This is a genomic window from Acinetobacter sp. 5862, assembly GCF_024494585.1.
Classification (GTDB): domain Bacteria; phylum Pseudomonadota; class Gammaproteobacteria; order Pseudomonadales; family Moraxellaceae; genus Acinetobacter.
This window is the reverse complement of record NZ_JANHGP010000055.1, coordinates 83582-108222: the sequence shown is the minus strand read 5'-3', so window position 1 is coordinate 108222 and position 24641 is coordinate 83582. Positions and strand designations below refer to the sequence as shown.

22 protein-coding genes and 2 pseudogenes are annotated in these 24641 nt (G+C 38.9%); 12 read left to right on the top strand and 12 right to left on the bottom strand.

Annotation, left to right across the window (positions count from 1 at the left end):
- Positions 1-8 precede the first annotated feature (8 nt).
- The gene (gene sucD, locus NO346_RS11095) at positions 9-899 is read left to right on the top strand and encodes a succinate--CoA ligase subunit alpha (RefSeq protein ID WP_003655479.1); all 891 of its coding nucleotides are present in this window, start codon (positions 9-11) and stop codon (positions 897-899) included.
- A 111-nt stretch (positions 900-1010) separates the two neighbouring features.
- Here sucD and NO346_RS11090 read toward each other — a convergent pair whose 3' ends face one another.
- The 3 genes from NO346_RS11090 to trpS form a co-directional block, all read right to left on the bottom strand.
- Entirely contained in the window at positions 1011-2717 is a 1707-nt protein-coding gene (locus tag NO346_RS11090; protein WP_256415194.1) for a flotillin family protein, read from the bottom strand.
- 30 nt (positions 2718-2747) lie between these two features.
- On the bottom strand, positions 2748-3392 hold the full coding sequence (locus tag NO346_RS11085) for a YqiJ family protein (protein ID WP_256415193.1): 645 nt from the start codon (positions 3390-3392) through the stop codon (positions 2748-2750).
- Positions 3393-3816: 424 nt separating this feature from the next.
- Positions 3817-4830 carry a tryptophan--tRNA ligase gene (trpS, locus tag NO346_RS11080; RefSeq protein WP_004664430.1) on the bottom strand — a complete coding sequence of 338 codons (1014 nt, stop codon included), beginning with the start codon at positions 4828-4830 and terminating at the stop codon, positions 3817-3819.
- A gap of 165 nt (positions 4831-4995) precedes the next feature.
- Here trpS and NO346_RS11075 point away from each other — a divergent pair, with 165 nt between their 5' ends.
- The 4 genes and pseudogenes from NO346_RS11075 to NO346_RS11060 all read left to right on the top strand — a co-directional run bounded on the left by NO346_RS11075 (position 4996) and on the right by NO346_RS11060 (position 7201).
- Entirely contained in the window at positions 4996-5919 is a 924-nt protein-coding gene (locus NO346_RS11075; RefSeq protein ID WP_256415192.1) for a DUF808 domain-containing protein, read from the top strand.
- Between the two features lie 42 nt (positions 5920-5961).
- Positions 5962-6855 carry a neutral zinc metallopeptidase gene (locus NO346_RS11070; protein ID WP_005161727.1) on the top strand — a complete coding sequence of 298 codons (894 nt, stop codon included), beginning with the start codon at positions 5962-5964 and terminating at the stop codon, positions 6853-6855.
- Positions 6856-6873: 18 nt separating this feature from the next.
- Positions 6874-6996, top strand: a pseudogene (locus NO346_RS11065) (IS5/IS1182 family transposase); the annotation flags it as partial.
- 76 nt (positions 6997-7072) lie between these two features.
- Entirely contained in the window at positions 7073-7201 is a 129-nt protein-coding gene (locus NO346_RS11060; RefSeq protein WP_256415191.1) for a hypothetical protein, read from the top strand.
- A 73-nt stretch (positions 7202-7274) separates the two neighbouring features.
- Here NO346_RS11060 and NO346_RS11055 read toward each other — a convergent pair whose 3' ends face one another.
- Both NO346_RS11055 and NO346_RS11050 read right to left on the bottom strand, forming a co-directional pair.
- Entirely contained in the window at positions 7275-7712 is a 438-nt protein-coding gene (locus NO346_RS11055; protein WP_256415190.1) for a universal stress protein, read from the bottom strand.
- A gap of 210 nt (positions 7713-7922) precedes the next feature.
- Positions 7923-8546: a CatB-related O-acetyltransferase gene (locus tag NO346_RS11050; RefSeq protein WP_256415189.1), complete on the bottom strand. Its 624-nt coding sequence runs from the start codon at positions 8544-8546 to the stop codon at positions 7923-7925.
- A 483-nt stretch (positions 8547-9029) separates the two neighbouring features.
- On the opposite strand from NO346_RS11050, the gene NO346_RS11045 reads away from it, so the two are divergent.
- A complete protein-coding gene (locus NO346_RS11045) occupies positions 9030-9512 on the top strand; it encodes a hypothetical protein (RefSeq protein ID WP_256415188.1) in 483 nt (160 codons plus the stop codon).
- Between the two features lie 105 nt (positions 9513-9617).
- Here the strand turns inward: NO346_RS11045 and greA are convergent, their stop codons facing one another.
- The 3 genes from greA to carA all read right to left on the bottom strand — a co-directional run bounded on the left by greA (position 9618) and on the right by carA (position 14572).
- Positions 9618-10094 (bottom strand): transcription elongation factor GreA, encoded by a 477-nt coding sequence (gene greA, locus NO346_RS11040; RefSeq protein WP_087546585.1) that lies wholly within the window; start codon positions 10092-10094, stop codon positions 9618-9620.
- A 90-nt stretch (positions 10095-10184) separates the two neighbouring features.
- The gene (gene carB / locus NO346_RS11035) at positions 10185-13418 is read right to left on the bottom strand and encodes a carbamoyl-phosphate synthase large subunit (protein ID WP_256415187.1); all 3234 of its coding nucleotides are present in this window, start codon (positions 13416-13418) and stop codon (positions 10185-10187) included.
- Positions 13419-13432: 14 nt separating this feature from the next.
- Positions 13433-14572 (bottom strand): glutamine-hydrolyzing carbamoyl-phosphate synthase small subunit, encoded by a 1140-nt coding sequence (gene carA / locus NO346_RS11030; RefSeq protein ID WP_005161719.1) that lies wholly within the window; start codon positions 14570-14572, stop codon positions 13433-13435.
- A gap of 360 nt (positions 14573-14932) precedes the next feature.
- Between carA and NO346_RS11025 the strand changes: the two genes are divergently transcribed.
- Positions 14933-15541, top strand: coding sequence for a hypothetical protein (locus NO346_RS11025; protein WP_005161718.1), 609 nt, complete (start codon positions 14933-14935; stop codon positions 15539-15541).
- A gap of 49 nt (positions 15542-15590) precedes the next feature.
- On the opposite strand, the gene NO346_RS11020 is transcribed toward NO346_RS11025, so the two are convergent.
- Both NO346_RS11020 and yhbY read right to left on the bottom strand, forming a co-directional pair.
- Entirely contained in the window at positions 15591-16127 is a 537-nt protein-coding gene (locus tag NO346_RS11020; protein ID WP_005161717.1) for a DOMON-like domain-containing protein, read from the bottom strand.
- Positions 16128-16132: 5 nt separating this feature from the next.
- Positions 16133-16459, bottom strand: a complete 327-nt coding sequence (yhbY, locus tag NO346_RS11015; protein WP_256415200.1) for a ribosome assembly RNA-binding protein YhbY — start codon at positions 16457-16459, stop codon at positions 16133-16135.
- A gap of 228 nt (positions 16460-16687) precedes the next feature.
- On the opposite strand from yhbY, the gene rlmE reads away from it, so the two are divergent.
- The 5 genes from rlmE (at position 16688) to NO346_RS10990 (ending at position 22530) form a co-directional block, all read left to right on the top strand.
- Complete coding sequence (rlmE, locus tag NO346_RS11010; protein WP_004660807.1) at positions 16688-17338, top strand: 23S rRNA (uridine(2552)-2'-O)-methyltransferase RlmE; 651 nt, start codon at positions 16688-16690, stop codon at positions 17336-17338.
- Positions 17339-17474: 136 nt separating this feature from the next.
- A complete protein-coding gene (ftsH, locus tag NO346_RS11005) occupies positions 17475-19370 on the top strand; it encodes an ATP-dependent zinc metalloprotease FtsH (protein WP_087536934.1) in 1896 nt (631 codons plus the stop codon).
- Positions 19371-19511: 141 nt separating this feature from the next.
- Complete coding sequence (gene folP, locus NO346_RS11000; protein ID WP_256415186.1) at positions 19512-20366, top strand: dihydropteroate synthase; 855 nt, start codon at positions 19512-19514, stop codon at positions 20364-20366.
- Positions 20367-20484: 118 nt separating this feature from the next.
- The gene (locus tag NO346_RS10995) at positions 20485-22104 is read left to right on the top strand and encodes a VWA domain-containing protein (protein WP_256415185.1); all 1620 of its coding nucleotides are present in this window, start codon (positions 20485-20487) and stop codon (positions 22102-22104) included.
- Between the two features lie 111 nt (positions 22105-22215).
- A complete protein-coding gene (locus tag NO346_RS10990; protein WP_256415199.1) occupies positions 22216-22530 on the top strand; it encodes a DUF5713 family protein in 315 nt (104 codons plus the stop codon).
- 29 nt (positions 22531-22559) lie between these two features.
- Here NO346_RS10990 and NO346_RS10985 read toward each other — a convergent pair whose 3' ends face one another.
- Together NO346_RS10985 and NO346_RS10980 are read right to left on the bottom strand one after the other, a co-directional pair.
- Positions 22560-24164, bottom strand: coding sequence for a CocE/NonD family hydrolase (locus NO346_RS10985; RefSeq protein WP_256415184.1), 1605 nt, complete (start codon positions 24162-24164; stop codon positions 22560-22562).
- A 120-nt stretch (positions 24165-24284) separates the two neighbouring features.
- Positions 24285-24446: pseudogene (locus tag NO346_RS10980) on the bottom strand (EamA/RhaT family transporter); the annotation flags it as partial.
- Positions 24447-24641: the final 195 nt, after the last annotated feature.

The following is a 24641-nucleotide window of genomic DNA, read 5'->3' as shown; positions in this document are numbered from 1 at the left end:
TATCAATCATGAGCGTATTAATTAATAAAGACACTAAAGTATTGGTACAAGGTTTTACTGGTAAAAACGGTACTTTCCACTCTGCACAAGCTTTAGACTACGGTACAAAAGTTGTTGGTGGTGTTACTCCAGGTAAAGGTGGTACGACTCACCTTGACTTGCCAGTATTCAACACAATGAAAGAAGCAGTACGTGAAACAAATGCTGATGCATCTGTAATCTATGTACCAGCTCCATTCGTTTTAGACTCAATCGTTGAAGCGGTTGATTCAGGTGTTGGCCTAATCGTTGTGATCACTGAAGGTGTTCCAACGATCGACATGCTTAAAGCGAAACGCTATTTAGAAACTAACGGTAACGGTACTCGTTTGGTTGGTCCTAACTGCCCAGGCGTGATCACTCCAGGTGAATGTAAGATCGGTATTATGCCTGGTCACATCCACCAACCAGGTCGTATTGGTATCATTTCACGTTCAGGTACATTGACTTATGAAGCTGTTGCTCAAACAACTAAGCTTGGTTTAGGTCAGTCTACTTGTATCGGTATTGGTGGTGACCCAATTCCGGGTATGAACCAGATTGAAGCGCTTCAATTGTTCCAAGATGATCCAGATACTGATGCAATCATCATGATTGGTGAGATCGGTGGTACAGCGGAAGAAGAAGCTGCTGAATTCATTAAATCTAACGTGACTAAGCCTGTAGTCGGTTACATCGCTGGTGTAACTGCGCCTAAAGGTAAGCGTATGGGTCATGCTGGTGCGATCATTTCTGGTGGTCAAGGTACTGCTGAAGAGAAATTCGCTGCATTTGAACGTGCGGGAATGGCTTACACGCGTAGCCCAGCAGAGCTTGGTTCTACTATGTTGCAAGTTTTAAAAGAGAAAGGTTTAGCGTAATACGTTAGATTTTAATCTTAAAAAACCCCAATGGAGACATTGGGGTTTTTTATTCCTTATTCTGTATAAAAAAGAGCCTTATGGCTAAGACTCTTTTTAGATCAACAACACTTAGTCTGCTTTTGGTTTCAACCCTTGAGTTAAACCATTGATATCGCCACCTTGTAAGCCTAATTCATTCATTAAGCTATCAATTAACGGTGCTTGTGAACGGTAGCGTAGGGCGCTATTCACAACCTGATCAGACAAAGAGGTTTGGGTATTTTCAACTGTTTCACCTGATACAGAACCACCTGCGAAATTACTTAAACCATTCACTTGTAAAATCTTGATGTCATCAATGTTTTCCATTGGTTTAACACTTTCACGAATGATCTCTGGTAAATGCTTTAATAGTGCCAAACGAACTTGCATTTCCACTTGCTCAGCAGAAAGAGTATTGGCGGCTTCATTCACTGCACGAGCACCTTCCGCATCAACTTGATATTGTTTCTCTAAAGCTTGGGCAAGCAATATTTTAGCATCGGCTTCACCTTTCGCTTTTAAGCGAATTTTTTCAGCATCTGCTTCAGCAGCAATACGTACAGCTTCTGCTTCATCAGCAGCGGCTTTCTTACCTGCATCAGCAGCTACGGTAATGGCAATTGCTTCTTTCTCGGCAGTCTGTTTGGCTGCAACTAGTTCAACCGCTTTTTGACGTTCAGCACGTTGTGTTTCACGTACCGTTACAACTTCTTCTTCGGCTTTTACGGCTTCAGCACGGGCTTTATCTGCTTGGGCTTTGGCTTCTGATTCTGCACGAGATTTTTCAGCAATCGCAATGGCACGATCCTGTTCAGCCAATTCAATGGTTTTCTTTTGCTCAACTTGCGCTTTTTGAATCAATTGTGCTTTTTGAATATTTTCATTTTCGACATCACGAGCCGAAGCAATACGTTTGATTTCAACTTCACGTTCAGCAGCAATACGGGCTTCTTCTGCTTCACGCTTTTTAGCCGCTTCCTGAGCAGCAATTTCAGCACTTTGTTCGGCCTTACGAATTGAAATTTCACGTTCCTGCTGTAGCTTGGCATATTCCTCTTCACGAGAAATTTGTAGTCTTGCCTGTTCAGCTTGCAGATTTTTCGCACGAATCGCCAGATCAGCATCTTGCTCAATGTCGTTACGCTTTTTACGACGATCTTCGATGGTTTCAGTTAGTTTGGTTAAACCTTCTGCATCAAAGGCGTTTTGTGGATTAAAGAATTTAAAACTGGTCTGGTCTAAACCAGTCAATGACACTGTTTCAAGTTCTAAACCATTTTTAGATAAATCTTCAGAAACGACTTGCTGAACCTTTTGTACAAAGTCCACACGTTTTTCATGCAGTTCTTCCATTGCCATCTCAGCAGCAACAGCACGTAAAGAGTCAACAAATTTACCTTCAACCAAGTCTTTCAATTCTTGAGGTGACATGGTTTTTCGACCTAATGTTTGGGCTGCCGTTGCAATTGATTCACCAGTAGGTTTGACTCGAACATAGAATTCAGCCATGACATCGACACGCATACGATCACGAGTGATCAGTGCTTGATCTGCTGCCCGTTTAACTTCGAGGCGCAGCGTATTCATATTCACAGGAATAATTTCATGTAAAACAGGGAGGACAATTGCTCCTCCGTTCAGAATAACTTTTTCACCTCCAAAACCTGTTCGTACAAAGGACACTTCTTTGCTGGAACGGGTATATAAGCGAGCAATCACAACACCGATAAAAATGAGTGCTGCAAAAATAATACCTGTGATGATTAAAATTTCAGTCAATGCTGAACTCAACATTTAAAATCCCTCCTTAAATTAATATACAAATTAAGCGGTAATTGCTTGGAATCCAATTTTTGTTCTTTGAGTTAAAATCACATCTTGCCCTTGATAAAAAATAATATCTAACTCAGGTTCAACCAAAACATAATGGGTTTGACCAAATTGATCTTTTACCTTAGCTTGAGCAGGGGAGTTTTGTTTGGCTTGTCCTAAAATAATTTGTGCTGTACGACCAATCAGCTCATCACTATGAATAGCTGTGGTTTCATCTTTTGGAATAATTTTACTGATCAATGCTGCACTTGTTCTCACTAGTGGCATACATAAAAATAAACACATAGGAGTAATGATCCAAGCAGATAAATAATGCTCGGTTAAATGGAAAAAAATATCCTGAATAATAAGACCTGTGAGTGAGTAGACCGTTAAAAAGATAATTAACCAAATGAGAAGAGGAACTTTTCCTAGATAAAGCCACTCTAAAAGCTGAATAAAAATACCGTCAGTATGTTCAATAGAAATATCGGCATGATCAACATCAACTAGACTGTCTGGTAAAAATTGATCAATGAAACTACTACTACCGCCAAATAATAATAAAATTAATTCTAGAGCACCTATAAATAGGCATAGCATTAATGAAATACTAAAAACAATGTTTGATGGATGTGTTAATAAATCCCATATCATTTGTATTACTCTTATTTCTTTTAGAGATAATTAATAAAATTTTTATAAAAATAAATCATTTATAAGATTAAATGTAACTTGATTTAATTTCAACCCAAATCATTCATATTATTAAAAACAAAAAAAACGCAATGATTGGGGTAGTCATTGCGTGAACAACGAATCTGCAGAAACAGTTTCGGTTGAAAGGAGAAATGTCATGAGATTAGTGTTTACTGATCTACTTGGCTATAGTACAAAAAAACCTGACAGAGTTCATAGGTATTCATGTAAACTAGTGTTAATGGATGTTAAGGGATGTTAAGAGGTGACAAAAATTGTTAGTTTTAGATGGATGTTAAAAGTTCTTAAATTGAACTCAAATCAAATGGTGAAATAAAAAAAGCCTAAATACTAGGCTTTTTTGCGATAAAAGTAACGTAAATTAAAATTTAAATAAACCTAATCCGCTTTTCACTTCATCTAATGTTTGCTGAGTAATGTCACGGCATTTATCTGTACCATGTTTTAAAATGTCCATAATATAATCAGGATCCTTTTCAAGTTCAGCTCTGCGTTCACGAATCGGCAGGATCAATTCTTTGAGTACACCTTCTAGGCGTTTTTTCACTGTACCATCACCTAAACCACCACGACGATAATGCGCTTTTAGTTCTTCGATTTCTTCTTTATTTGGATCAAACGCATCAAGGTAAGTAAATACAATATTACCTTCGACTTGACCTGGATCCTCAATTCTTAAGTGATTTGGATCGGTATACATTGCGTTGACTGCTTTTTTAATGTCTTTATCAGAAGCATTCAGCACAATAGTATTGCCTAAAGATTTAGACATTTTTGCTTTACCATCAAAACCAGGTAAGCGTCCCATATTCGATAATAATGCTTTACACTCAGGTAATAAGTCATGACCAATTTGGCGGTTAACGCGACGTACAACCTCATTGGTTTGTTCAATCATTGGGATTTGATCTTCGCCAACAGGTACTACAGTCGCTTTAAATGCGGTAATGTCTGCTGCTTGAGCCACTGGATAACATAAAAAGCCAGCAGGAATATCTCGTTCAAAACCACGCATTTGAATTTCTGACTTAATGGTTGGATTGCGTTCTAAACGAGCAACTGTCACAAAATTCAGATAGAGCATGGTCAGTTCATTGAGAGCAGGCAAGCATGATTGTACACAGATCGTTGTTTTGGTTGGATCAATACCAACTGCCAAATAATCTAATGCAACTTGAAGAATATTATTACGGACTTTATCTGGATTATCAGCATTATCAGTGAGTGCTTGAGCATCTGCTAATAAAAGGTGTTGATGATGACTGTCTTGTAAACCAACACGAGAGCGTAATGAGCCAACAAAGTGTCCAAGATGAAGTTGTCCAGTAGGGCGGTCGCCTGTCAAGATGATTGGACGTTGATCAGCATTACTCATGATATATTCCAAGATTCAGTAGTTTCATAAATATAAAGATTGATATTATTGTACGGGAAATAAAATTTTTTCGTCAGCGATTGCTTAAACTTTTTCTTAAAATAATGTTGTGAATTTATTGAGGAATTCTACAATAGCGAAATAAATACAAACTGGGAAATAAAAATGGCGAGTGGATTATTGTTATTACTCGATGATATTGCAACGATTTTAGATGATGTTGCGGTAATGAGTAAGATGGCTGCAAAAAAAACAGCAGGGGTGTTGGGTGATGATTTAGCCCTAAACGCGCAGCAAGTCAGTGGTGTACGTGCAGATCGAGAGTTGCCTGTGGTATGGGGAGTTGCTAAGGGGTCTTTCGTTAATAAACTTATCTTGGTTCCATTAGCATTACTGATTAGTGTAGTTGCACCTTGGTTAATCAATCCTTTATTAATGATTGGCGGCTTATTTCTATGTTATGAAGGAGTAGAAAAAGTTGTACACATGCTCCAGCATAAAAAAGCAAAAACAGCTGAGGAAGCCAATGAAAGCTTGGAACAGATCGAAATAGATTTAGACAAGTTTGAAAAAGAAAAAGTAAAAGGTGCGATTCGTACTGATTTTATTTTATCTGCTGAAATTGTGGTGATTTCGTTAGGTACAGTTGCAACAGCAGCATTTATGACTAAAGTGACTGTATTAAGTGTGATTGCAATCGTAATGACCGTAGGTGTTTATGGTTTTGTTGCAATGATTGTGAAAATTGATGATTTAGGCTTATATTTAACACAGCAAGCATCTGCGTTTAAAAATAAAATAGGTCGTGGTCTACTCTCATTTGCCCCTATTCTAATGAAAACATTATCTATTGTCGGAACGGTTGCAATGTTTTTGGTAGGTGGTGGAATTATTTCGCATACAGTTCCTTTATTACATCATTTTACTGAAGAAACCGTAGACCATTTAGAGTTGATTCCAAGTTTTGGTTCAATTATTGGTGCCTTAACACCAACATTGATTAATTTAGGAATCGGCTTTATTGCAGGTGCGATTGTATTAATGGTTGTTATACTTATTCAAAAATTTTGGTCAAAAGCATCTGCATAAATAAAATGCTCAATCACCATCATTATCATATGTGAGGTTAATATGCGTTGGAAAGGTCGTCGTGTCAGTACCAATGTTGAAGATCGTCGTGGTGGTGGCGGAGCAAAAGCAGGTGGTATCAGTATTATAGGTTTGATCGTTGCATTTGTTGCGTGGAAGTTTTTTGGAGTAGATCCACAACAAGCCTATCAAGCAACTCAAGCGGTTACCAGTGCTCAGTCTTCACAACAGGGTGTTGCGCCACAAAATTTAACTGCTGAACAGAAAGAGGCAAGTGATTTTGTTGGAACTATTCTTGCGGATACAGAAGATACTTGGACGCCGATTTTTCAAAAACTTGGCATGACTTACACGCCACCACGCTTAGTTTTGTTTAGCGGTGTCGATAAATCAGCTTGTGGTAGGGCACAAGCAGCGATGGGGCCGTTTTATTGTCCTGCTGATCAAAAAGTTTATATCGATACTGCTTTCTTTAAAGATATGCGCCAGCAAATGGGTATTTCTGGTGAGCAGAATCAGACAGAACTTTCTCGTCAAGATCAAGCAGGGGATTTTGCACAGGCTTATGTTATTGCGCATGAAGTCGGGCATCATATTCAAAATCTATTGGGCATCTCTGGTCAAGTACAGCAAGCACGTGCACAAGCTAGCCAAACACAAGGAAATCAGCTTTCTGTCCGTTTAGAATTACAGGCAGATTGTTTTGCTGGTATATGGGCGCATCAGAATCAACAACGCACTCAATTTTTAGAACAGGGTGATATTGAAGAAGCAATGGATGCTGCCGAGAAAATTGGCGATGATTATTTGCAACGTAGAGCTACGGGTCAGGTTGTTCCCGATAGTTTCACACATGGCAGTAGTGAACAACGAATGCACTGGTTTCAGCAAGGTCTGAAATCTGGAGATATCAATCAATGTGATACTTTTAAGTAAAAACGATGAATATTTGTTCTTAAATTATTAGGCGATAAACTCTGCTCAAGGAATTTTGATAGCCAAGTGAATGAGATTCATGCACGCATAGCAGTCCTCAACAGATTTGCGAAATTAGGTCGACCCACTTACCCAAGTTAGGCCTTAAATTTAGCTCAATTAGGGGGGTACATTTCAAATCTGTGTGCAAAAAAGCCCTTAAGTACTAAAGATACCAATGGTGCTGAATTATCTTAATAAAGAAAACATTCAAGCAAATACACAGTCACTGACGATTGTTTCTACGACTGAGTTACCAAAAGAAGTTTTACAAAAAGCAAAACCTATTGAATTAAAAACTCAATAATCAAAAAATAACCCTTATGAAACTTAAGGTTTCATAAGGGTTGCAATGTTTCTAAAACTAAAAATCAGAATATTTAACGTACGACCAAAACAGGGATATGGCTTTCACCTAATACTTTTTGAGCTACGCTGCCTAAGATAAATTTTTTGAAACCAGTCCGACCGTGTGATCCCATAATAATCAGATCAGTACCTAAGTTCTGTGCAGCACTGATAATTTCCCCATTTACAGAGAAGCCTTCCAACACTTGAGTTGCAACTGTCAATCCTAAAGCTTCAAATTTCTTTTCCGCTTTGGTTAAATTTTCTTGAACGTAGCTACGAACACGCTCTATCAATTCATTACTTTGACCGAGTCTAAGGTATGCATCTGCCAAATATGGGTCTAAGGTCATCACCTCAACCACAGTGATTTCACTATTTAGGGCTTTTGCAAGTTGAGCCGCTTGTTGAATGACATTATCGGAGATTTCAGAGTCATCAATTGCAACTAAGATTTTTTGATAGGCCATGTTTATTACTCCTTATTATTGCACTTTGAGTTGTTTCTAAATTTTTGTTTAAAATAAGATCTATGTTTTCATATTAAACTTATTAGTAGCATAATAAAACCTAGTAATTTTATAAGAATAATTAAATGTTAAAGCAGTTTTTAATTATTCAATCCATTGAAAAAATAATCTTTTTTTTAAATATTAATGTGAATATTAGATTTGGAAAGATTATAGACTTTGGTCTAAATATGACCATAACTCTACGAGTTGATCCGTCTGCAAATATTCACGCATTTTTAAAATTTGCTTTTCATCTAAGTCATACAATTTGAGGGAAAGCAGTTTTTCGATGTCTTGTTCAGGAAAACGATATTTTATCACTTTGGCTGGCACACCACCGACAATCGCATAAGACGGTACATCTTGGGTGACTACAGCGCCTGTTGCTACAACAGCACCTTCACCCAATTTTACTCCCTGCATAATCATGGCGCGGCTACCAATCCAGCAACCATCGGCAATCACGGTATCACCAGCAGGCAAGAAACTACGGGTGTCAAAAGGGAAGGTCGAAATCCAATCAGGACGGTGTAATTGATTGCCACCCATCATAATCACGCATTCAGCACCAAAACAGACAAAATTGCCAATATGCAGTTGATCAATTGGTTTCTCAGGTGTAGCAGGTTTGTCATGTAGATAACGTACCACACAGCGTTCAAAGCCCTGATCCCAATAAGCAGAATAATAAGAGTAATTGCCTTTGATATGGATATTGGGATTTTTAACTGTTTTTGAAATAAATTCGAACTCACACCAATGTTTAACAGGAGAGTTGATCAATGAATCCATAACTAAGACAAAATACTAAAAGAAATCGGCGCTATTATAGCTTTTATATTAGGAGAGAGCGTTAGTTGAGGAAGAATTTCCAAAACCAAATTAACAAACATTGATTTTGATTTGCAAATACAAAGTCTAGAATAGCATACAGCGTACCGCATTGGTCATAAGATTGCTATGGAAAGCTCATACGATTGCAACAACAATCAATAGGATTATTCTAGTAATCTTTACATAATGCTAATGATCAGTCGATTTTGCATTCCTCTATTCGTTTTTATTGTATTTAGAAATAGCATGCTTTTGAAACAAAGGAACTATTCAATCTGTTAAAAATTCATTTTAGATATAATTGAGTAAATTTTGCATATTTAATTTGATTGACGTTATTGGTAATAAAATTATGGGTTTAAAGGAAAAGAATAAAAAATATTGAACTGAATTCATTTATAAATGCATAATATCTGAATGATAACAAAAGGATAAATGTTAATGATTGAACCAATAAATGAAAGTTCAATTTTAAAAATTATTGGTGAAAAACTTTTATATATACATGATTTAATTGATTTAGCATTTGAAATTAAAGGAAAATTGAGAAATAAAGAGTTAGATTTTTCTGCATTAATTCAACCGTATGGTGGTTCTGAATGGGAAAATTTAACGATGATGATTCCATATCTTCCACGAGAAATCATAGAAGAAAACTTAGATCAGTTATTAGAAGGTTTTATGGATCTAAATTGGCCTGGCTCTAGAATTTTGTATGGATATTTAGCTGAGATAGATATTTATAAACTAAAAGATTCTTTTGATCGAGTCATTGATAAAGCAATAGGATTGGATGATACCGACTGGGTATATTTCCTTTGCATCTTTATGGATGATGAAAGGGTTGGAATGAAAGATTGTTTTATTCCACAGATTGAAAAGAGTCGTTCATTTCTAAAATCTCGCAATATAGATTATGATTAAAACTCTTAGTAGTGAAAATGAATACTAAGCTTTTAAAAGCTAACAAAAGAAAAATAACTGAGAAGAAAAACCCCTCAAATAGAGGGGCTAATTCAGTTTGGAATATTAAAGATATTCCACACTGACGATTTCGTATTCAACTTCACCTTGTGGTGTTTGAATTTTTACTTCGTCGCCTTCGTTTTTACCTAAAAGACCACGGGCAATCGGTGAGTTCACTGAGATTTTATTGATTTTAAAATCTGCTTCATCATCACCTACGATTTTATAAGTTTTACGTTCTTCAGTGTCTAGGTTTTCGATGGTTACTGTAACACCAAACACAACACGACCGTTTTGTTCAAGTGTTTTGACATCAATCTCTTGAGCTGCACCCAGTTTGCCTTCGATATCCTGAATACGACCTTCACAAAAACCTTGCTGTTCACGTGCAGCGTGATATTCAGCATTTTCCTTTAAATCACCGTGCTCACGAGCTTCCGCGATCGCTTGGATAATACGTGGGCGATCCACTGTTTTTAGCTGTTGTAATTCTTTCTCTAAGGCAACCTTGCCTTCAGGAGTCATAGGATAACGTTGCATTTCAGTCCCTCTAAATTGGTTGGGAAAATACAGGATTAAAAAAAGAAAAAGCCCGCCACCGATAAGGTGACGGGACTTATCAGTAAAGAATTAACCTACAGTTTGTAAATCTTGCAAGCGGTATACATCCATTGGCAATTTCACAGAAAATGCTTGGCAAACAGCCTCAGCACCATTAATTGTCGTAGTGTAATACACTTTACCTTGTAGGGCAGCACGACGAATCATGGCAGAGTCGTATTGAGCTTGTTTGCCTTCAGTTGTGTTGACAATAAGATGAATCTCACCATTTTTCAAGCGGTCTACAATATGTGGACGACCTTCAGTGACTTTATTGACAGCTTCACACTCAATGCCTGCTTCTTTCAGAACACGATGTGTGCCATTCGTCGCAACAAGTTTGAAGCCATATTCGATTAATTGTTTAGCAATATTGGCAATGTATTTCTTATCTGATTCACGAACTGATAAGAACGCATGCTTCACTTCGCCTTCTGTTGGCAAGCCTGGTAAACGTTCGTTTGAACCAAGTACTGCTTTGTAGAATGCTTCACCGAAAGTTTGACCTACACCCATTACTTCGCCTGTAGATTTCATCTCAGGCCCAAGCATTGGATCAACACCTTGGAATTTAGCAAACGGGAATACAGCTTCTTTTACTGCAAAGTGAGTCGGGATGATCTCTTTAGTGAATCCTTGAGATTCTAAAGATTGACCAGCCATACAACGAGCAGCAACTTTCGCTAAAGATTCACCGATACATTTAGAAACGAAAGGAACTGTACGTGATGCACGTGGGTTCACTTCGAGTACATAAATGTCGTTGCCTTTTACTGCAAACTGAACGTTCATCAAGCCGATTACACCAAGTTCTTTTGCCATTGCAACAGTTTGGCGACGCATTTCATCCTGAACTTCTTGTGAAAGTGAGTAAGGAGGAATTGAACATGCTGAGTCACCTGAGTGAATCCCTGCTTGTTCGATGTGCTGCATGATACCGCCAATCACAACGTCTTTACCATCAGATACGCAGTCTACGTCCACTTCAGTTGCATCATCAAGGAAACGGTCTAACAGGACAGGGGCTTCATTTGAAGCTTGAACTGCTTCACGAAGGTAACGTTTTAGCTCATCTTCGTTATAAACGATTTCCATTGCACGACCACCCAATACATAAGATGGGCGAACAACTAGTGGATAACCCACTTTCGCTGCTTCTGAAATACCTTCTTCAGCAGATTTAACGATGCTGTTGTTTGGTTGACGAAGCTGTAGACGTTGAATCATTTGTTGGAAACGTTCACGGTCTTCTGCACGGTCAATCGCATCAGGAGATGTACCAATGATCGGTGTACCTGCTTCTTCTAAAGCACGCGCCAATTTCAATGGTGTTTGACCACCGTACTGTACGATCACGCCTTTAGGCTTCTCTGTACGTACGATTTCAAGTACATCTTCAAGTGTTACAGGTTCGAAGTACAAACGATCTGAAGTGTCATAGTCAGTTGAAACTGTTTCAGGGTTACAGTTCACCATGATGGTTTCATAACCGTCATCACGCATGGCAAGCGCAGCGTGTACACAGCAGTAATCAAACTCGATCCCTTGACCAATACGGTTTGGACCACCACCAATCACCATGATTTTGTCACGGTTCGATGGATTTGCTTCACATTCTTCGTCGTAAGTTGAGTACATGTAAGCTGTGCTAGATTCGAATTCGGCAGCACAAGTATCAACACGTTTATAAACTGGGTAGACACCCAAGTTCCAACGTTGTTTACGGAATTGTTTTTGTGAAATACCCATCAAGTCAGCAATACGCAGATCAGATAAACCTTTACGCTTGAACGAACGGATATTGTCAGCATTTAAATCGCCAAAGCCTAAAGTTTTTACTTGAGCTTCAGTTTTAATGATGTCTTCGATTTGGATCAAGAACCAACGGTCAATCTTCGTTGCTTCGAATACGTCATCTAATGAGAAACCGTGACGGAATGCGTCAGCTACATACCAAATACGCTCAGGGCCTGGAACTTTAAGTTCTTTTAAGATGATGTCTTTGGCATTAGACGTACCAACTTCGATTTTTTCATCAAAGCCGCTGACACCTACTTCAAGACCACGAAGCGCTTTTTGAACGGATTCTTGGAAGTTACGACCAATTGCCATCACTTCGCCCACAGATTTCATCTGAGTCGTCAATACAGGCTCAGCTTGCGGGAATTTTTCGAAGTTGAAGCGAGGAATCTTGGTTACAACATAGTCAATCGCTGGTTCAAAGCTTGCAGGCGTGATACCACCAGTGATGTCATTTTTCAATTCATCAAGGGTATAGCCAACCGCAAGTTTTGCCGCGATTTTCGCAATTGGGAAACCTGTTGCTTTAGAGGCAAGCGCAGATGAACGAGAAACACGAGGGTTCATCTCGATCACAACCATACGACCATCTTTCGGGTTAATACCGAACTGAACGTTTGAACCACCTGTTTCAACACCGATTTCACGAAGAACAGCAACCGATGCATTACGCATGATTTGATATTCTTTATCTGTCAATGTTTGCGCAGGGGCAACAGTGATTGAGTCACCTGTGTGTACGCCCATTGGGTCAAAGTTTTCAATCGCACATACGATAATACAGTTGTCGTTTTTGTCACGAACAACTTCCATTTCGTACTCTTTCCAGCCAATCAGTGATTCATCAATCAATAATTGTTTGGTTGGAGAAAGATCGAAACCACGTTCACAGATTTCAATAAATTCTTCTTTATTGTACGCAATACCGCCACCAGAACCACCCATCGTGAATGATGGACGAATGATCACTGGGAAGCCGAAACGCGACTGAATTTCCAGTGCATGTTCCATACTTTCTGCAACATCGGCACGAGGACACTCTAAGCCGATTTTACGCATGGCGATGTCAAACAGTTTACGATCTTCTGCTTTTTCAATCGCTTCTTTTGATGCACCAATCAACTCAACATTGTATTTCTCTAAAACACCGTTGGCATCTAATGCAAGTGCACAGTTCAATGCAGTTTGACCGCCCATCGTTGGGAGGACTGCATCTGGGCGTTCTTTTTCAATGATTTGAGCAACAGTTTGCCAAGTGATTGGCTCGATATAAGTTGCATCCGCCATTGAAGGGTCAGTCATAATGGTTGCTGGGTTAGAGTTCACCAAAATAACACGATAGCCTTCTTCACGAAGTGCTTTACATGCTTGTGCACCTGAGTAGTCAAACTCACATGCTTGACCGATCACAATTGGACCTGCACCAATAATTAAGATGCTTTTAATATCCGTACGTTTAGGCATTACTCGCTCCTTAATTACTTCTTAGATGCTTCAATAAGTTCGATGAAATGATCGAACAATGGAGCACAGTCATGTGGACCAGGGCTTGCTTCAGGGTGACCTTGGAAGCTGAATGCTGGTTTGTCAGTGCGATGAATACCTTGGTTTGTACCATCAAACAGTGAACGATGTGTCACTTTTAAGTTTGCAGGTAAAGTACTCTCATCGACAGCAAAGCCGTGGTTTTGAGAAGTAATCATCACTGTACCATTCTCAAGATTTTGTACAGGATGGTTTGCACCGTGATGACCATGATTCATTTTCATGGTCTTCGCGCCAGAAGCAAGTGCTAAAATTTGGTGACCTAAACAAATACCAAATACAGGTAAAGTCGTAGTTTCAACAATCGTTTTTACTGCTTCAATCGCATAGTCACATGCTGCTGGATCACCAGGACCATTTGACAAGAACACGCCATCTGGATTTAAAGCGAGAACTTTCTCAGCAGGGGTCTGTGCAGGCACAACAGTGAGTTTACAACCACGGTCTGCAAGCATACGTAAGATGTTGGTTTTGACACCATAATCGTATGCAACAACATGAAATTTAAATTCTGGTTGGCTAAAACCTTGACCTAAAGTCCAAGAACCTTCAGTCCATTCAAAGCCTTCAGGATCACAGCATTCTTTTGCAAGGTCTAAACCATTTAAACCACCGAATGCACGTGCTTTTGCAATTGCTTCTTCTTCAGTGATATTTTCACCAGCAAGGATGCAACCATTTTGCGCACCTTTGTCACGTAAAATACGTGTCAATTTACGCGTATCAATATCAGCGATTGCAACAACATTATGTTGTTCCAAGTATTCACTGAGTGATTGTTCTGCACGGAAATTACTATGTAATAAAGGAAGATCACGAATAATTAAACCGTTCGCCCATACTTTATGGATGCGACCAGATTCAACGTCTTCGCTATTACAGCCTGTATTTCCAATATGGGGATAAGTCAGCGTCACAATTTGTTGCGCATAACTTGGGTCAGTCAAAATTTCTTGGTAGCCAGTCATGGCTGTATTAAAAACGACTTCACCAGTCGTACTTCCCGATGCACCGATAGACGTTCCTTTAAAGATCGTTCCATCTGCGAGGGCTAAAATGGCGGGGGTGCTCAAACCAAAGCTCCTGAACTAAAACCACAAAAATAGGGCTGTAAAAAAGCGAGAAGACATAAAAAAAGGTAGGCTGTCTTTAAAAACATGCCCCTCCTTCCAGTCTGCTCGCTTGTAACTTAACAGCGCATTATACGCATGAGTAGTTCAAAAGTCTATCTGTTTTATTGGCTAAAGCGAGTAATTGTAGTTTTTCTTTTATAAGTTTGGCTGTTGTTATGTCTATTGCCAAATCAATCATTCTTCTATCTATATCATGAGATATTATGAAAATTGTCTAACAATTTTTTCATACTCTAAAAGTAAAGCGTTTTATCTTATATTTAGCCAAAAAATCAACTAACAATATAGAGGGGAAACACAATGGCTGATAATCAAACGACACCAGCAACTGAAGAAGTTAAAGAAGTTGTGGTTGAAAAAACAGCGAAGGCGAAAGAAGTTGTTGCAGAGAAAACCACTGAAGTTAAAGAAGCTGTTGCTGAAAAGACGGCAGAAGTGAAAGAGGTGGTTGCTGAGAAAACTGCAAAAGCGAAAGAAGTTGTAGCTGAAAAAACAGCGAAGGCGAAAGAAGTGATTGCTGAGACTCAGGAACAAGCGAAAGAAGTCATTGCTGAGACTCAAGAGCAAGTGAAAGAAGTATTAGCTGAAACTCAAGAAAAAATTGAGGCGGAAGCGAAAGAACTTAACCAAAATATCCAAAATCAGCTTGCACAAATTAAGCAAGATATTTTGCAGCGTATTGATGTTATTAAAACTCAACTGAATTCATCACAAGGCAATTTAGTTGAATTAACGAATGCATTAAAAACTGAGTTAAATGCTTTAATTGAAGATTTAACGAAGGTCAGCAAAGAGTTGAAAGATGATATTGGTCAAATTTCAGTGAAGCATAAAGATACTTTGGTTGGTAGTTTTAAGCGTACTAAAGAGCAAGCGGTAGAAGCTTGGAATAAAGTTCGCGCTAGCTAACAAGTATTTAAATAAAAAAAGCGAGATCATTCTCGCTTTTTTTTATTTTTTAGAATTGATGTAACCAATCGCGTTTATTATGAAAGTCGGCTTGTGGGCTACTATGTTGCATTGCAAAATAGTGATTACCTTGAGTGGTATTAAAAACCGCAGTTAAACCTAAATACAAGTCAGACCATTTCAATTTATTCTGTTGCATAAATTTAGATAAATCTAGACTGACATTTAAACCATAATGTGTGCGTTGCAAATGGTTCAACTCAATGTCATATGCAGCAACGGGCGGCATATCCTCTGGAAAGCGATATTCTTCAAATTGATAGGCTTGCCAAGCTTGAGAGGGAGAAAGATTGATTTCACGATAAAAATCTTCATCTTTCACACCAATAAAAATCTCAAAACAAGTCTGTTCCCATAAAAAGTCTTGGCGAGGATGAGCCTTGACTTGATCTGGGTAAATCAGAAACTGATTGGGATCACGAACCCAAAAACCAACATTTAATGTCGCTGGTGTTTGTTGCTCAATTGCTCCAACGACAGTAATAGCATTAAAGCGATCGAAAGCAGAAAGTTCATAACTTGCCATTTTGATTACTTGTTACTGAAGTGAGCAAAACGAACTAAATTAGAAAGATGCTGGTTTTGTTTTGCTGCTTTTTTATAAAGCAAAACAATTTTACCAATTTTCTGTACAGATTCAGCACCTGTTGCTTCAACAAGCGCATCAATTACTGCGGCACGTGCATCACGATCTTCACCTGCAATTTTCACTTTAATGAGTTCATGATCATTGAGTGCGCGATGAGTTTCTTCAATGACGTTTTCTGTAAGACCTTGGCCACCAATCATTACAACTGGATTAAGTGCATGGCCAATTTGACGTAAACGCTTACGCTCATGGATAGATAAAGCCGCCATTAAAAATACCTGATTGTGAAAACGACCTAGTATAACTTGCATCCCGTTTCTAAGATAGATTTAGCAGACAGGCACTCGAAACAAATATGTGAAAATTAGGCAAATAGCCAATCATGACAATCGGAAAAAATCTGTAAAAGTTCGTGTGAATGAACTACAACCGTACTGTAATGAGAGTAATTTTAACGTACAATGACCAATCAGAAGTTTTTTGAAATTTAGTGAGTTATGGCGACACGCATTACCAATCAAAAATTGTCTAAAAGCAGTCGTGCATGGATGAGAGAGCACTTAGATGACCCTTTTGTAAAGAAAGCACAGAAGGAAGGTTATCGCGCACGTGCAGCATATAAATTACTTGAAATCCAAGAAAAATATAAAATGATCAAGCCGGGTATGACCGTTGTCGATCTTGGTGCAGCACCAGGCAGTTGGTCACAAATTGCAGGTAAATTAGTCGGTGCAAATGGTTTAGTGATTGCTTCAGATATTCTCGCAATGGACGCTCTTCCAGATGTGACTTTCTTACAAGGTGACTTCCGAGAAGAAGAAGTTTTCGAAAAATTGTTAAATATTTTAAATGGACGTCAAGTAGACGTTGTAATTTCAGATATGGCCCCCAATACATCAGGTAATAGGGCTGTCGATCAACCACGCCAGATTTACTTATGTGAATTGGCATTGGATTTTGCTCAAAAAGTTTTAGGCCCAAATGGACAGTTTATTGTTAAGGTGTTCCAAGGCTCAGGATTTGATGAGTTCAGAAAACAAGTTGTTGATAGTTTTGATGTATTAAAAACAGCCAAACCTGCGGCATCTCGTGCTCGATCAAAAGAAGTTTTTTTGATTGGTCAAGGTCGTAAAAAGGCATTGCAATAAAAGTGTACTTGCCAAGTTGTTAAAAATTGTGCATTTTGTACCTTTTAAGTTTTTTGCAACGCAAATTTATTGCTGTTTTTGTGAAGGTCAGCCAAGATTAGGTATGATCAAATTAGATTGATATGGGAATAAAGCCTTGAGCGATTACTTCAAGAATGCCGTATTGTGGCTCATCATACTCGGTGTTCTGATTTTGATTTTTAGCAACGTCAGTGACCGCAATAAGCCTGCAGCGATGAAATATTCTGATTTCGTTGCAGCGGTGAATGCTGGGCAAATTAAACAAGTCACAATTGACGGTTTAAACATTAGTGGTGAAAAAACCAATGGTTCTTCTTTTGAAACGGTTCGTCCACAAGTAGAAGACACTGAATTGCTTCCAAGCTTGAATAAACAGAATGTAGTCGTTGAAGGTACTGCACCACAACGTCAAGGCATTTTGATGCAACTTCTCATTGCGAGCTTCCCTGTATTACTGATCATCTTATTATTCATGTTCTTTATGCGTAATATGGGTGGGGGCGCTGGTGGCAAAAACAGCCCAATGAGTTTTGGCAAGTCAAAAGCGAAAATGTTATCTGAAGACCAGATTAAGATTACGTTTACCGATGTTGCAGGTTGTGATGAAGCAAAACAAGAAGTGGTTGAAATTGTTGACTTCTTGAAAGATCCTTCTAAGTTCAAACGTCTTGGTGCAACCATTCCTCGTGGTGTATTGATGGTTGGTCCTCCAGGTACGGGTAAAACATTACTTGCGAAAGCCATTGCAGGTGAAGCTAAAGTTCCATTCTTTAGTATCTCTGGTTCTGACTTCGTTGAAATGTTTGTTGGTGTCGGCGCTTCACGTGTTCGTGACATGTTTGAACAAGCTAAACGTCATGCTCCATGTATCATCTTTATTGACGAGATTGATGCGGTGGGTCGCCATCGTGGTTCGGGTACAGGTGGTGGTCATGATGAGCGTGAACAAACCCTGAACCAAATGCTTGTTGAGATGGATGGTTTTGAAGGTAATGAAGGCGTAATTGTCATTGCTGCAACTAACCGTGTAGACGTACTTGATAAAGCATTGCTTCGTCCAGGTCGTTTTGATCGCCAAGTGATGGTGGGTTTACCAGACATCCGTGGTCGTGAGCAAATCTTGAATGTTCATTTGAAGAAACTTCCTTCGGTTACAGGCGTGGATGTTAAAGTCCTTGCTCGTGGTACGCCAGGATTCTCAGGTGCGCAACTTGCGAACTTAGTCAACGAAGCTGCGTTGTTTGCTGCTCGCCGTAATAAAAACACGGTCGATATGCATGACTTTGAAGATGCAAAAGACAAGATCTACATGGGTCCAGAACGTAAATCGATGGTGATTCGTGAAGAAGAACGTCGTGCGACGGCTTACCATGAAGCTGGACATGCCATTGTTGCTGAAATTTTGCCAGGTACAGACCCTGTGCATAAAGTGACAATCATGCCACGTGGTTGGGCATTAGGTGTAACTTGGCAGTTGCCTGAGCAAGACCAAACCAGCCATTACAAAGATAAGATGTTGAACGAGCTTTCAATCTTATTCGGTGGTCGTATTGCCGAAGAAGTGTTCATTAATCAAATGTCGACAGGTGCATCAAACGACTTTGAACGTGCAACTAAAATGGCGCGTGCAATGGTGACCAAGTATGGTATGTCTGATGCTCTTGGTGTAATGGTTTATGAAGATGAAAACCAAAGTGGTTTCTTTGGTAATGTGGGTAGCCGTACAATTTCAGAAGCAACTCAGCAAAAAGTTGATGAAGAAGTACGTCGTATCTTGGATGAACAATATAAAGTTGCTCGTGATATCTTGGAAAATAACAAAGATATCGCACATGCAATGGTGAAAGCGTTGATGGAATGGGAAACCATCGATCGTGACCAAATCCGTGACATTATGGAAGGTCGTGAACCACAACCACCTAAGGTCTATATTCCTGAAAATCCAGTGGCTGCATTTGAACCACCGAAAGATGGTCCATCTACACCACCACCATTACCAGCAATGGGCTAATGGTTAAAATCAAAGAGAGTCGCTAAAAGCGGCTCTTTTTTTGTCCTTATTTTGGCTAAGCTGAAAAAATAAATCAACAATGTTCTCAGAATAGTCTTGTTAAACTAAAGTGATTCGTAAAGTGTTAAGAGTTTTTTGATAATGCAGTTGATGCCATTACCACAGTGCCAGTTACAATGTGGTCGTTTTACACTGGATTTATCCCAGCCACAGATTATGGGTATTCTCAATGTCACCCCTGATTCTTTCAGTGATGGTGGACAGCATCATCATAAAGAACATGCGGTTCAACGTGCTTTGCAGATGATGGAAGAGGGTGCAAGCATTATTGATATTGGTGGAGAGTCTACACGCCCAAATGCATCACCTGTTGAATTGGAAGAAGAAATTCAACGGGTTATTCCAGTGGTGGAAGCATTGGCAAAATATGATGTGATCATATCGATTGATACCAGTCAGCCTGAGGTGATTCGAGCTGCCGTGAAAGTAGGTGCGCATATCTGGAATGATGTTCGTGCTTTAACTCGTCCACAAGCTTTAGAAACGGCGGCTGAATTAAATATTCCTGTGGTGTTGATGCATATGCGTGGTGAACCGACCAATATGAATCAGTTGGATCAATATCAGGATGTGACTGAAGATGTGATCCATGAATTACAGCAGCGGCTTAATCAAGCAATTGCAGTCGGAGTAAGCAAAGAAAATATTATTATCGACCCGGGTTTCGGTTTTGCCAAGAACGCACAACAGAATTTTCAATTACTCAATGAATTTTGGAAACTGAATCGGATAGGGTATCCGATCTTGTCTGGCTTGTCACGTAAACGTTTCATTGGTGAGGCATTGAATGGTATACCTGCACAGGAACGTGCGCTTGGAAGTGTCATGGGGCATCTACTGAGTATTCAGCAGGGCGCTAGTATTGTTCGAGTGCACGATGTTAAAGCCACAAGCGATGCGATAAAAGTTTGGAATGCGATGCGTTTAGCTCAATAATTACAGAGAAATAATGAAGATAAAAATACATTCCAATACGATGTATCTTTATCTTTTTGCATACAATCACTGCAATCTTGTCATTCATTTAAAAGACATAAAATTGGGGGATTTTATTATGCATCAATCTACAAAAATACTGACCTTAACCTTGCTAAGTTCCATGATGATCGCCTGTGGTAATCCCGTAAAGGAACGTAGCCATGTAGTCGCTCCTGCATCTTTGGTTATGTCTAATATGGCAGCGGATAGTACCCGAAAGATGATTGCTCCTGCTGCGTACATGGCGGCAATGCCTAGTTCAGAAAGCGTGCGGCTAGAACAGAATACTGAAAAATATCAAAAGAATGAGGTCAATCCTATTTATCGGGTTGCAGATCAGGCAGTTTCAACCTTTAGCATTGATGTCGATACAGGCAGTTATAGCAATACCCGCCGTTTCCTCAATGATGGGCGTTTGCCACCAGTCGATGCGGTTCGTGCTGAGGAAATGATTAACTATTTTGATTATCAATATCCACAGCCAAACAGCATTCACCCATTCTCGGTCACGACTGAAATTGTTGATTCACCGTGGAAAGAAAATGCCAAACTGATCAAAATCGGGATTCAAGCCAAAGACTTGGCAACCAAACAGTTACCACCAGCCAATTTGGTATTCTTGGTTGATGTTTCCGGTAGTATGGATGCAGCAGATAAACTTCCATTAGTTAAACAAACTTTGCGTTTACTCACGGAGCAACTCCGACCTCAAGATAAAGTCACCATCATTACTTATGCGAGTGGCGAAAAACTGGTATTAGAACCGACAGCTGGTAATGAAAAAGATAAGATTCTAGCAGTGATTAATACATTACAAGCAAGTGGTACAACGGCAGGAGAACAAGCGATTCAACTGGCTTATAAGCAAGCAGAAAAAGCCTTTGTGAAAAATGGTATTAACCGCATTTTACTGGCGACAGATGGTGATTTTAATGTTGGTATTACTGACTTTAGCACTTTAAAAGGCATGGTCGCTGAGAAACGTAAAAGTGGTATTTCCCTCACAACATTAGGTTTTGGTACTGGAAACTACAATGAACAGCTGATGGAACAATTGGCGGATGCAGGTGATGGAAATTACAGCTATATCGATAATAAAAATGAAGCAAAAAAAGTCGTAGAACGACAGCTTTCATCGACACTTGCAACGGTTGCTCAGGATGTCAAAATTCAGGTTGAATTTAACCCTGCGACGGTGAAGGAATATCGTTTGGTGGGGTATGAAAATCGGATGCTAAAACAGGAAGATTTTAATAATGATAAAGTCGATGCAGGAGATATTGGGGCAGGGCATAACGTAACAGCAATTTATGAAATCGTTCCAGTTGGAGAACAAGGCTGGCTCAATGATTCACGTTATCAGGCATCGACAAAAACAGATACAACGAAAAAATCTGAATATGCGTTTGTAAATTTGCGCTATAAATTGCCAAATCAAGAGAAGAGCATTCTTTTAAACCAAGCTGTAAAAGCTGAAAGTAAGTCCCTTGCTCAGGCCAATAGCGATACTCGTTTTGCCATTGCAGTGGCTTCCTATGCCCAGCAGCTAAAAGGCGGGCAATACAATGCTGCTATGGGGTGGGATCAAATTATTCAGTTAGCCCAGCAATCAGCAAAACCAGATCCTTACCAAATGCGTGAGGAATTTATAGAGCTTGCCAAGATCGCAAAAAGTTTAAGTGCTAAAAAAGACTAAATTATCTTTTTAAAAAGCGGTCGGAAAGATCGCTTTTTTTATGTCTAAATATCGTGATTTGTATGAGATTATGTTATAAGCATGGCGTTTTATTGGCATATTATTTTATTTATGTTTGAAGATCTCCTTCTCCCCATGTTTGATGATGAATATTATCCTGATATTCTCGTTGCCGAAGTTAAACAACAGATTAAACACTTTTCCAAAAAGGTGAGTCGTTCAGGTTTAACTGAAGCAGAAATATATCATTTTGCTCATCATACAATGATCGCAATTAATGAGATGAAACCCCAGTTTGAAGACCTAGATTCAAGTTTAGATGATACGGCTGCGGATTATATTGCTGAAGCTATGATGATGATTGTGCAAGAAGCAGGTTATTTTGATATTGAAATGGAACAATTGATTGCAAATCGAGAGTGGTAAAATTCACTCTCGATATTTAGAAATTATAATCATTCCTTATTTGAAATCTCACTCCAAAATTTAGGTAAAGTAATTTGACCTGAAATCCATGCTTCAATTTTAGGTTGTTTAATTTTTTGATAATAAATACTTTCGGTCTGAATCAGTAAGCCTAAAGTATCGCCTTTGTTTAAACGTCCATTAATACTAGGTAATTCAATAGTTTGATTTCCTTTCGATGCTGAATCTTTATTAGAAATAACTTGGTCAAAAGTATGTTTTTTGCTTGGATTTAATGCTGTTGTTTGATCATTTAAAATGGCATATTTACCCGTTTTTCCAGATTTAATGGCCATAGAAATAAATAGTGTTGGTTCTACTTTATTTTTTGGCGTTTCGATCTTTAAAGTAAGTTGTGGTGTACCTGTGATATGTGCCAATTCAGTTATCGTATGGATCGGAACAAACACAGCTTGCGAATTCTGAGGTTCGATCCAAGTTTTATTTAACGTGTATTGTGTTTTTGCATCCAAATCTTTGAACTTATAGACCGGACTTTTGTCGACACATAATTCTGGTAAATCAATTGTTGCGGTTTGGTCTTTGAGTTTTTGATCAAACCATCCCATGATCGTATCTTGTAATTTATATTTTTTTTGATTTCCACAGGTGACAGATTTACCAATATACCAAAAAGGAGTATCACCCAATGGAGAATGCTGTGCAAATGGTTGTAAATGTCCACCTTGTACACCGATTAAATGCACTTCATGCTGCGCTTTGTGAATACATTGAGCTGCCTTTACACCTTGGTTAAAAGGAAATAAAACATCTCTAAACCCTTGAATGATGAGAGCATCCGCTTGAGGGGCTTGTGCAGTTTCGCAAAACCAACTTGCTTGATGTGTCTTTAGAAAATCATAAGTTGATTGTTTCAACTGACCTTGTTGGGTATCTTGATAAGCTTGTTTAAGTTGCAGATCAAATTTGTTCCAATTCCACCAATCGCCAATCAAATTCAAGAAACTTAGCCAGTCACCTTTAGGGACACCATTAGGCACAAGACTTTCGACGATGTCATACCAAGTTGTGATAGGTACAATTGCTTGTAAGCGAGGATCTAAAGCGGAAGCAATATATTGCACACCTCCTGCATAAGATTCACCGATCATGCCCGTACGAACCCCATTTTGGTTTTGTGCGAGTTGTGGCAAATTTTTTTCAGCCCAGTTCATGATGCTGATGACATCTTGAGCTTCTTTTTCAGGATCGGTTAAGCGAATTTTACCCTGACTATTTCCATGACCACGTTGATCATAGCTGATTACCCAATAGCCATTTTTCCACGCTGTTTTGGCTACTTGACCCGTCGGAAGTAAAAAACCATATAAGCTCAATTCTGGTCTTTTCATTCGAGATAAACCAAAACCATGGGTATGTAGTAGTAAGGGTGCTGTTTGTCCTGCTTTTAAATGAGGTTGATACACTGTAAATGCAATGATTGTTCCATCTGTTGCGATTGTTTTTGCTTGAAAATAACGTTGTTTTAATTCTGTTGGTTGCGATTGAATTTTTTGAGGTTGAATTGTCGCATTGACACAACCTTGTAATAGCAAAAAAATGCCAAAGCAAAGCCATAAAATATTTGAACGCATAGATTCTTTCATCCTTGAGCAAATCTGTGGGAAATTCTAATTGGATGGTGTGTAGTTTACTGTGTGAAACGGATTGAGACTATAAAGGATAGGTCATTTTATTGACCTATCAGTTTTATACTATTTAATTCGATGTGGGCTTGAGCGATAAGCATATAAAAACAATCCCGCACATAAAAAGATTAATCCTAAAATCAAATGTGAATTAAGCGGCTCATGATTAAAAAATATCCCCCAAAAACTTGCTAATACAGGCGTCATAATCGTAATCAGCATCACTGTCACTGTGTCATGGAAATGTTCCTGTTGTCGTTGTGATTGCAACACTATATTTGAGTAATTAAAAATGAAGGCAATAAAAAAGGTCGCGATTGAGGCAACCTCAATTTTTCAAATGATGAGCTTGTTAAATTGTCATCGGATGAAGCTATGCAAAGTCCCCTCGCATAAAAATGCAGACGCTTCGCCACATTGCAT

Excerpts from the sequence above, each read along its gene's own strand:
- yhbY (WP_256415200.1), bottom strand. The coding sequence starts at position 16,459 with ATGGCGGCTTTATCTATCCATGAGCGTAAGCGTTTACGTCAAATTGGC.
- NO346_RS11050 (WP_256415189.1), bottom strand. The coding sequence starts at position 8,546 with ATGGATTCATTGATCAACTCTCCTGTTAAACATTGGTGTGAGTTCGAA.
- NO346_RS11085 (WP_256415193.1), bottom strand. The coding sequence starts at position 3,392 with ATGATATGGGATTTATTAACACATCCATCAAACATTGTTTTTAGTATT.
- folP (WP_256415186.1), top strand. The coding sequence starts at position 19,512 with ATGCAGTTGATGCCATTACCACAGTGCCAGTTACAATGTGGTCGTTTT.
- carB (WP_256415187.1), bottom strand. The coding sequence starts at position 13,418 with ATGCCTAAACGTACGGATATTAAAAGCATCTTAATTATTGGTGCAGGT.
- NO346_RS11075 (WP_256415192.1), top strand. The coding sequence starts at position 4,996 with ATGGCGAGTGGATTATTGTTATTACTCGATGATATTGCAACGATTTTA.
- NO346_RS11070 (WP_005161727.1), top strand. The coding sequence starts at position 5,962 with ATGCGTTGGAAAGGTCGTCGTGTCAGTACCAATGTTGAAGATCGTCGT.
- sucD (WP_003655479.1), top strand. The coding sequence starts at position 9 with ATGAGCGTATTAATTAATAAAGACACTAAAGTATTGGTACAAGGTTTT.
- trpS (WP_004664430.1), bottom strand. The coding sequence starts at position 4,830 with ATGAGTAATGCTGATCAACGTCCAATCATCTTGACAGGCGACCGCCCT.
- rlmE (WP_004660807.1), top strand. The coding sequence starts at position 16,688 with ATGGCGACACGCATTACCAATCAAAAATTGTCTAAAAGCAGTCGTGCA.
- NO346_RS11090 (WP_256415194.1), bottom strand. The coding sequence starts at position 2,717 with ATGTTGAGTTCAGCATTGACTGAAATTTTAATCATCACAGGTATTATT.
- NO346_RS11055 (WP_256415190.1), bottom strand. The coding sequence starts at position 7,712 with ATGGCCTATCAAAAAATCTTAGTTGCAATTGATGACTCTGAAATCTCC.
- NO346_RS10985 (WP_256415184.1), bottom strand. The coding sequence starts at position 24,164 with ATGCGTTCAAATATTTTATGGCTTTGCTTTGGCATTTTTTTGCTATTA.
- NO346_RS11060 (WP_256415191.1), top strand. The coding sequence starts at position 7,073 with ATGGTGCTGAATTATCTTAATAAAGAAAACATTCAAGCAAATACACAG.
- greA (WP_087546585.1), bottom strand. The coding sequence starts at position 10,094 with ATGCAACGTTATCCTATGACTCCTGAAGGCAAGGTTGCCTTAGAGAAA.
- NO346_RS11020 (WP_005161717.1), bottom strand. The coding sequence starts at position 16,127 with ATGGCAAGTTATGAACTTTCTGCTTTCGATCGCTTTAATGCTATTACT.
- NO346_RS10995 (WP_256415185.1), top strand. The coding sequence starts at position 20,485 with ATGCATCAATCTACAAAAATACTGACCTTAACCTTGCTAAGTTCCATG.
- NO346_RS11025 (WP_005161718.1), top strand. The coding sequence starts at position 14,933 with ATGGCTGATAATCAAACGACACCAGCAACTGAAGAAGTTAAAGAAGTT.
- NO346_RS10990 (WP_256415199.1), top strand. The coding sequence starts at position 22,216 with ATGTTTGAAGATCTCCTTCTCCCCATGTTTGATGATGAATATTATCCT.
- NO346_RS11045 (WP_256415188.1), top strand. The coding sequence starts at position 9,030 with ATGATTGAACCAATAAATGAAAGTTCAATTTTAAAAATTATTGGTGAA.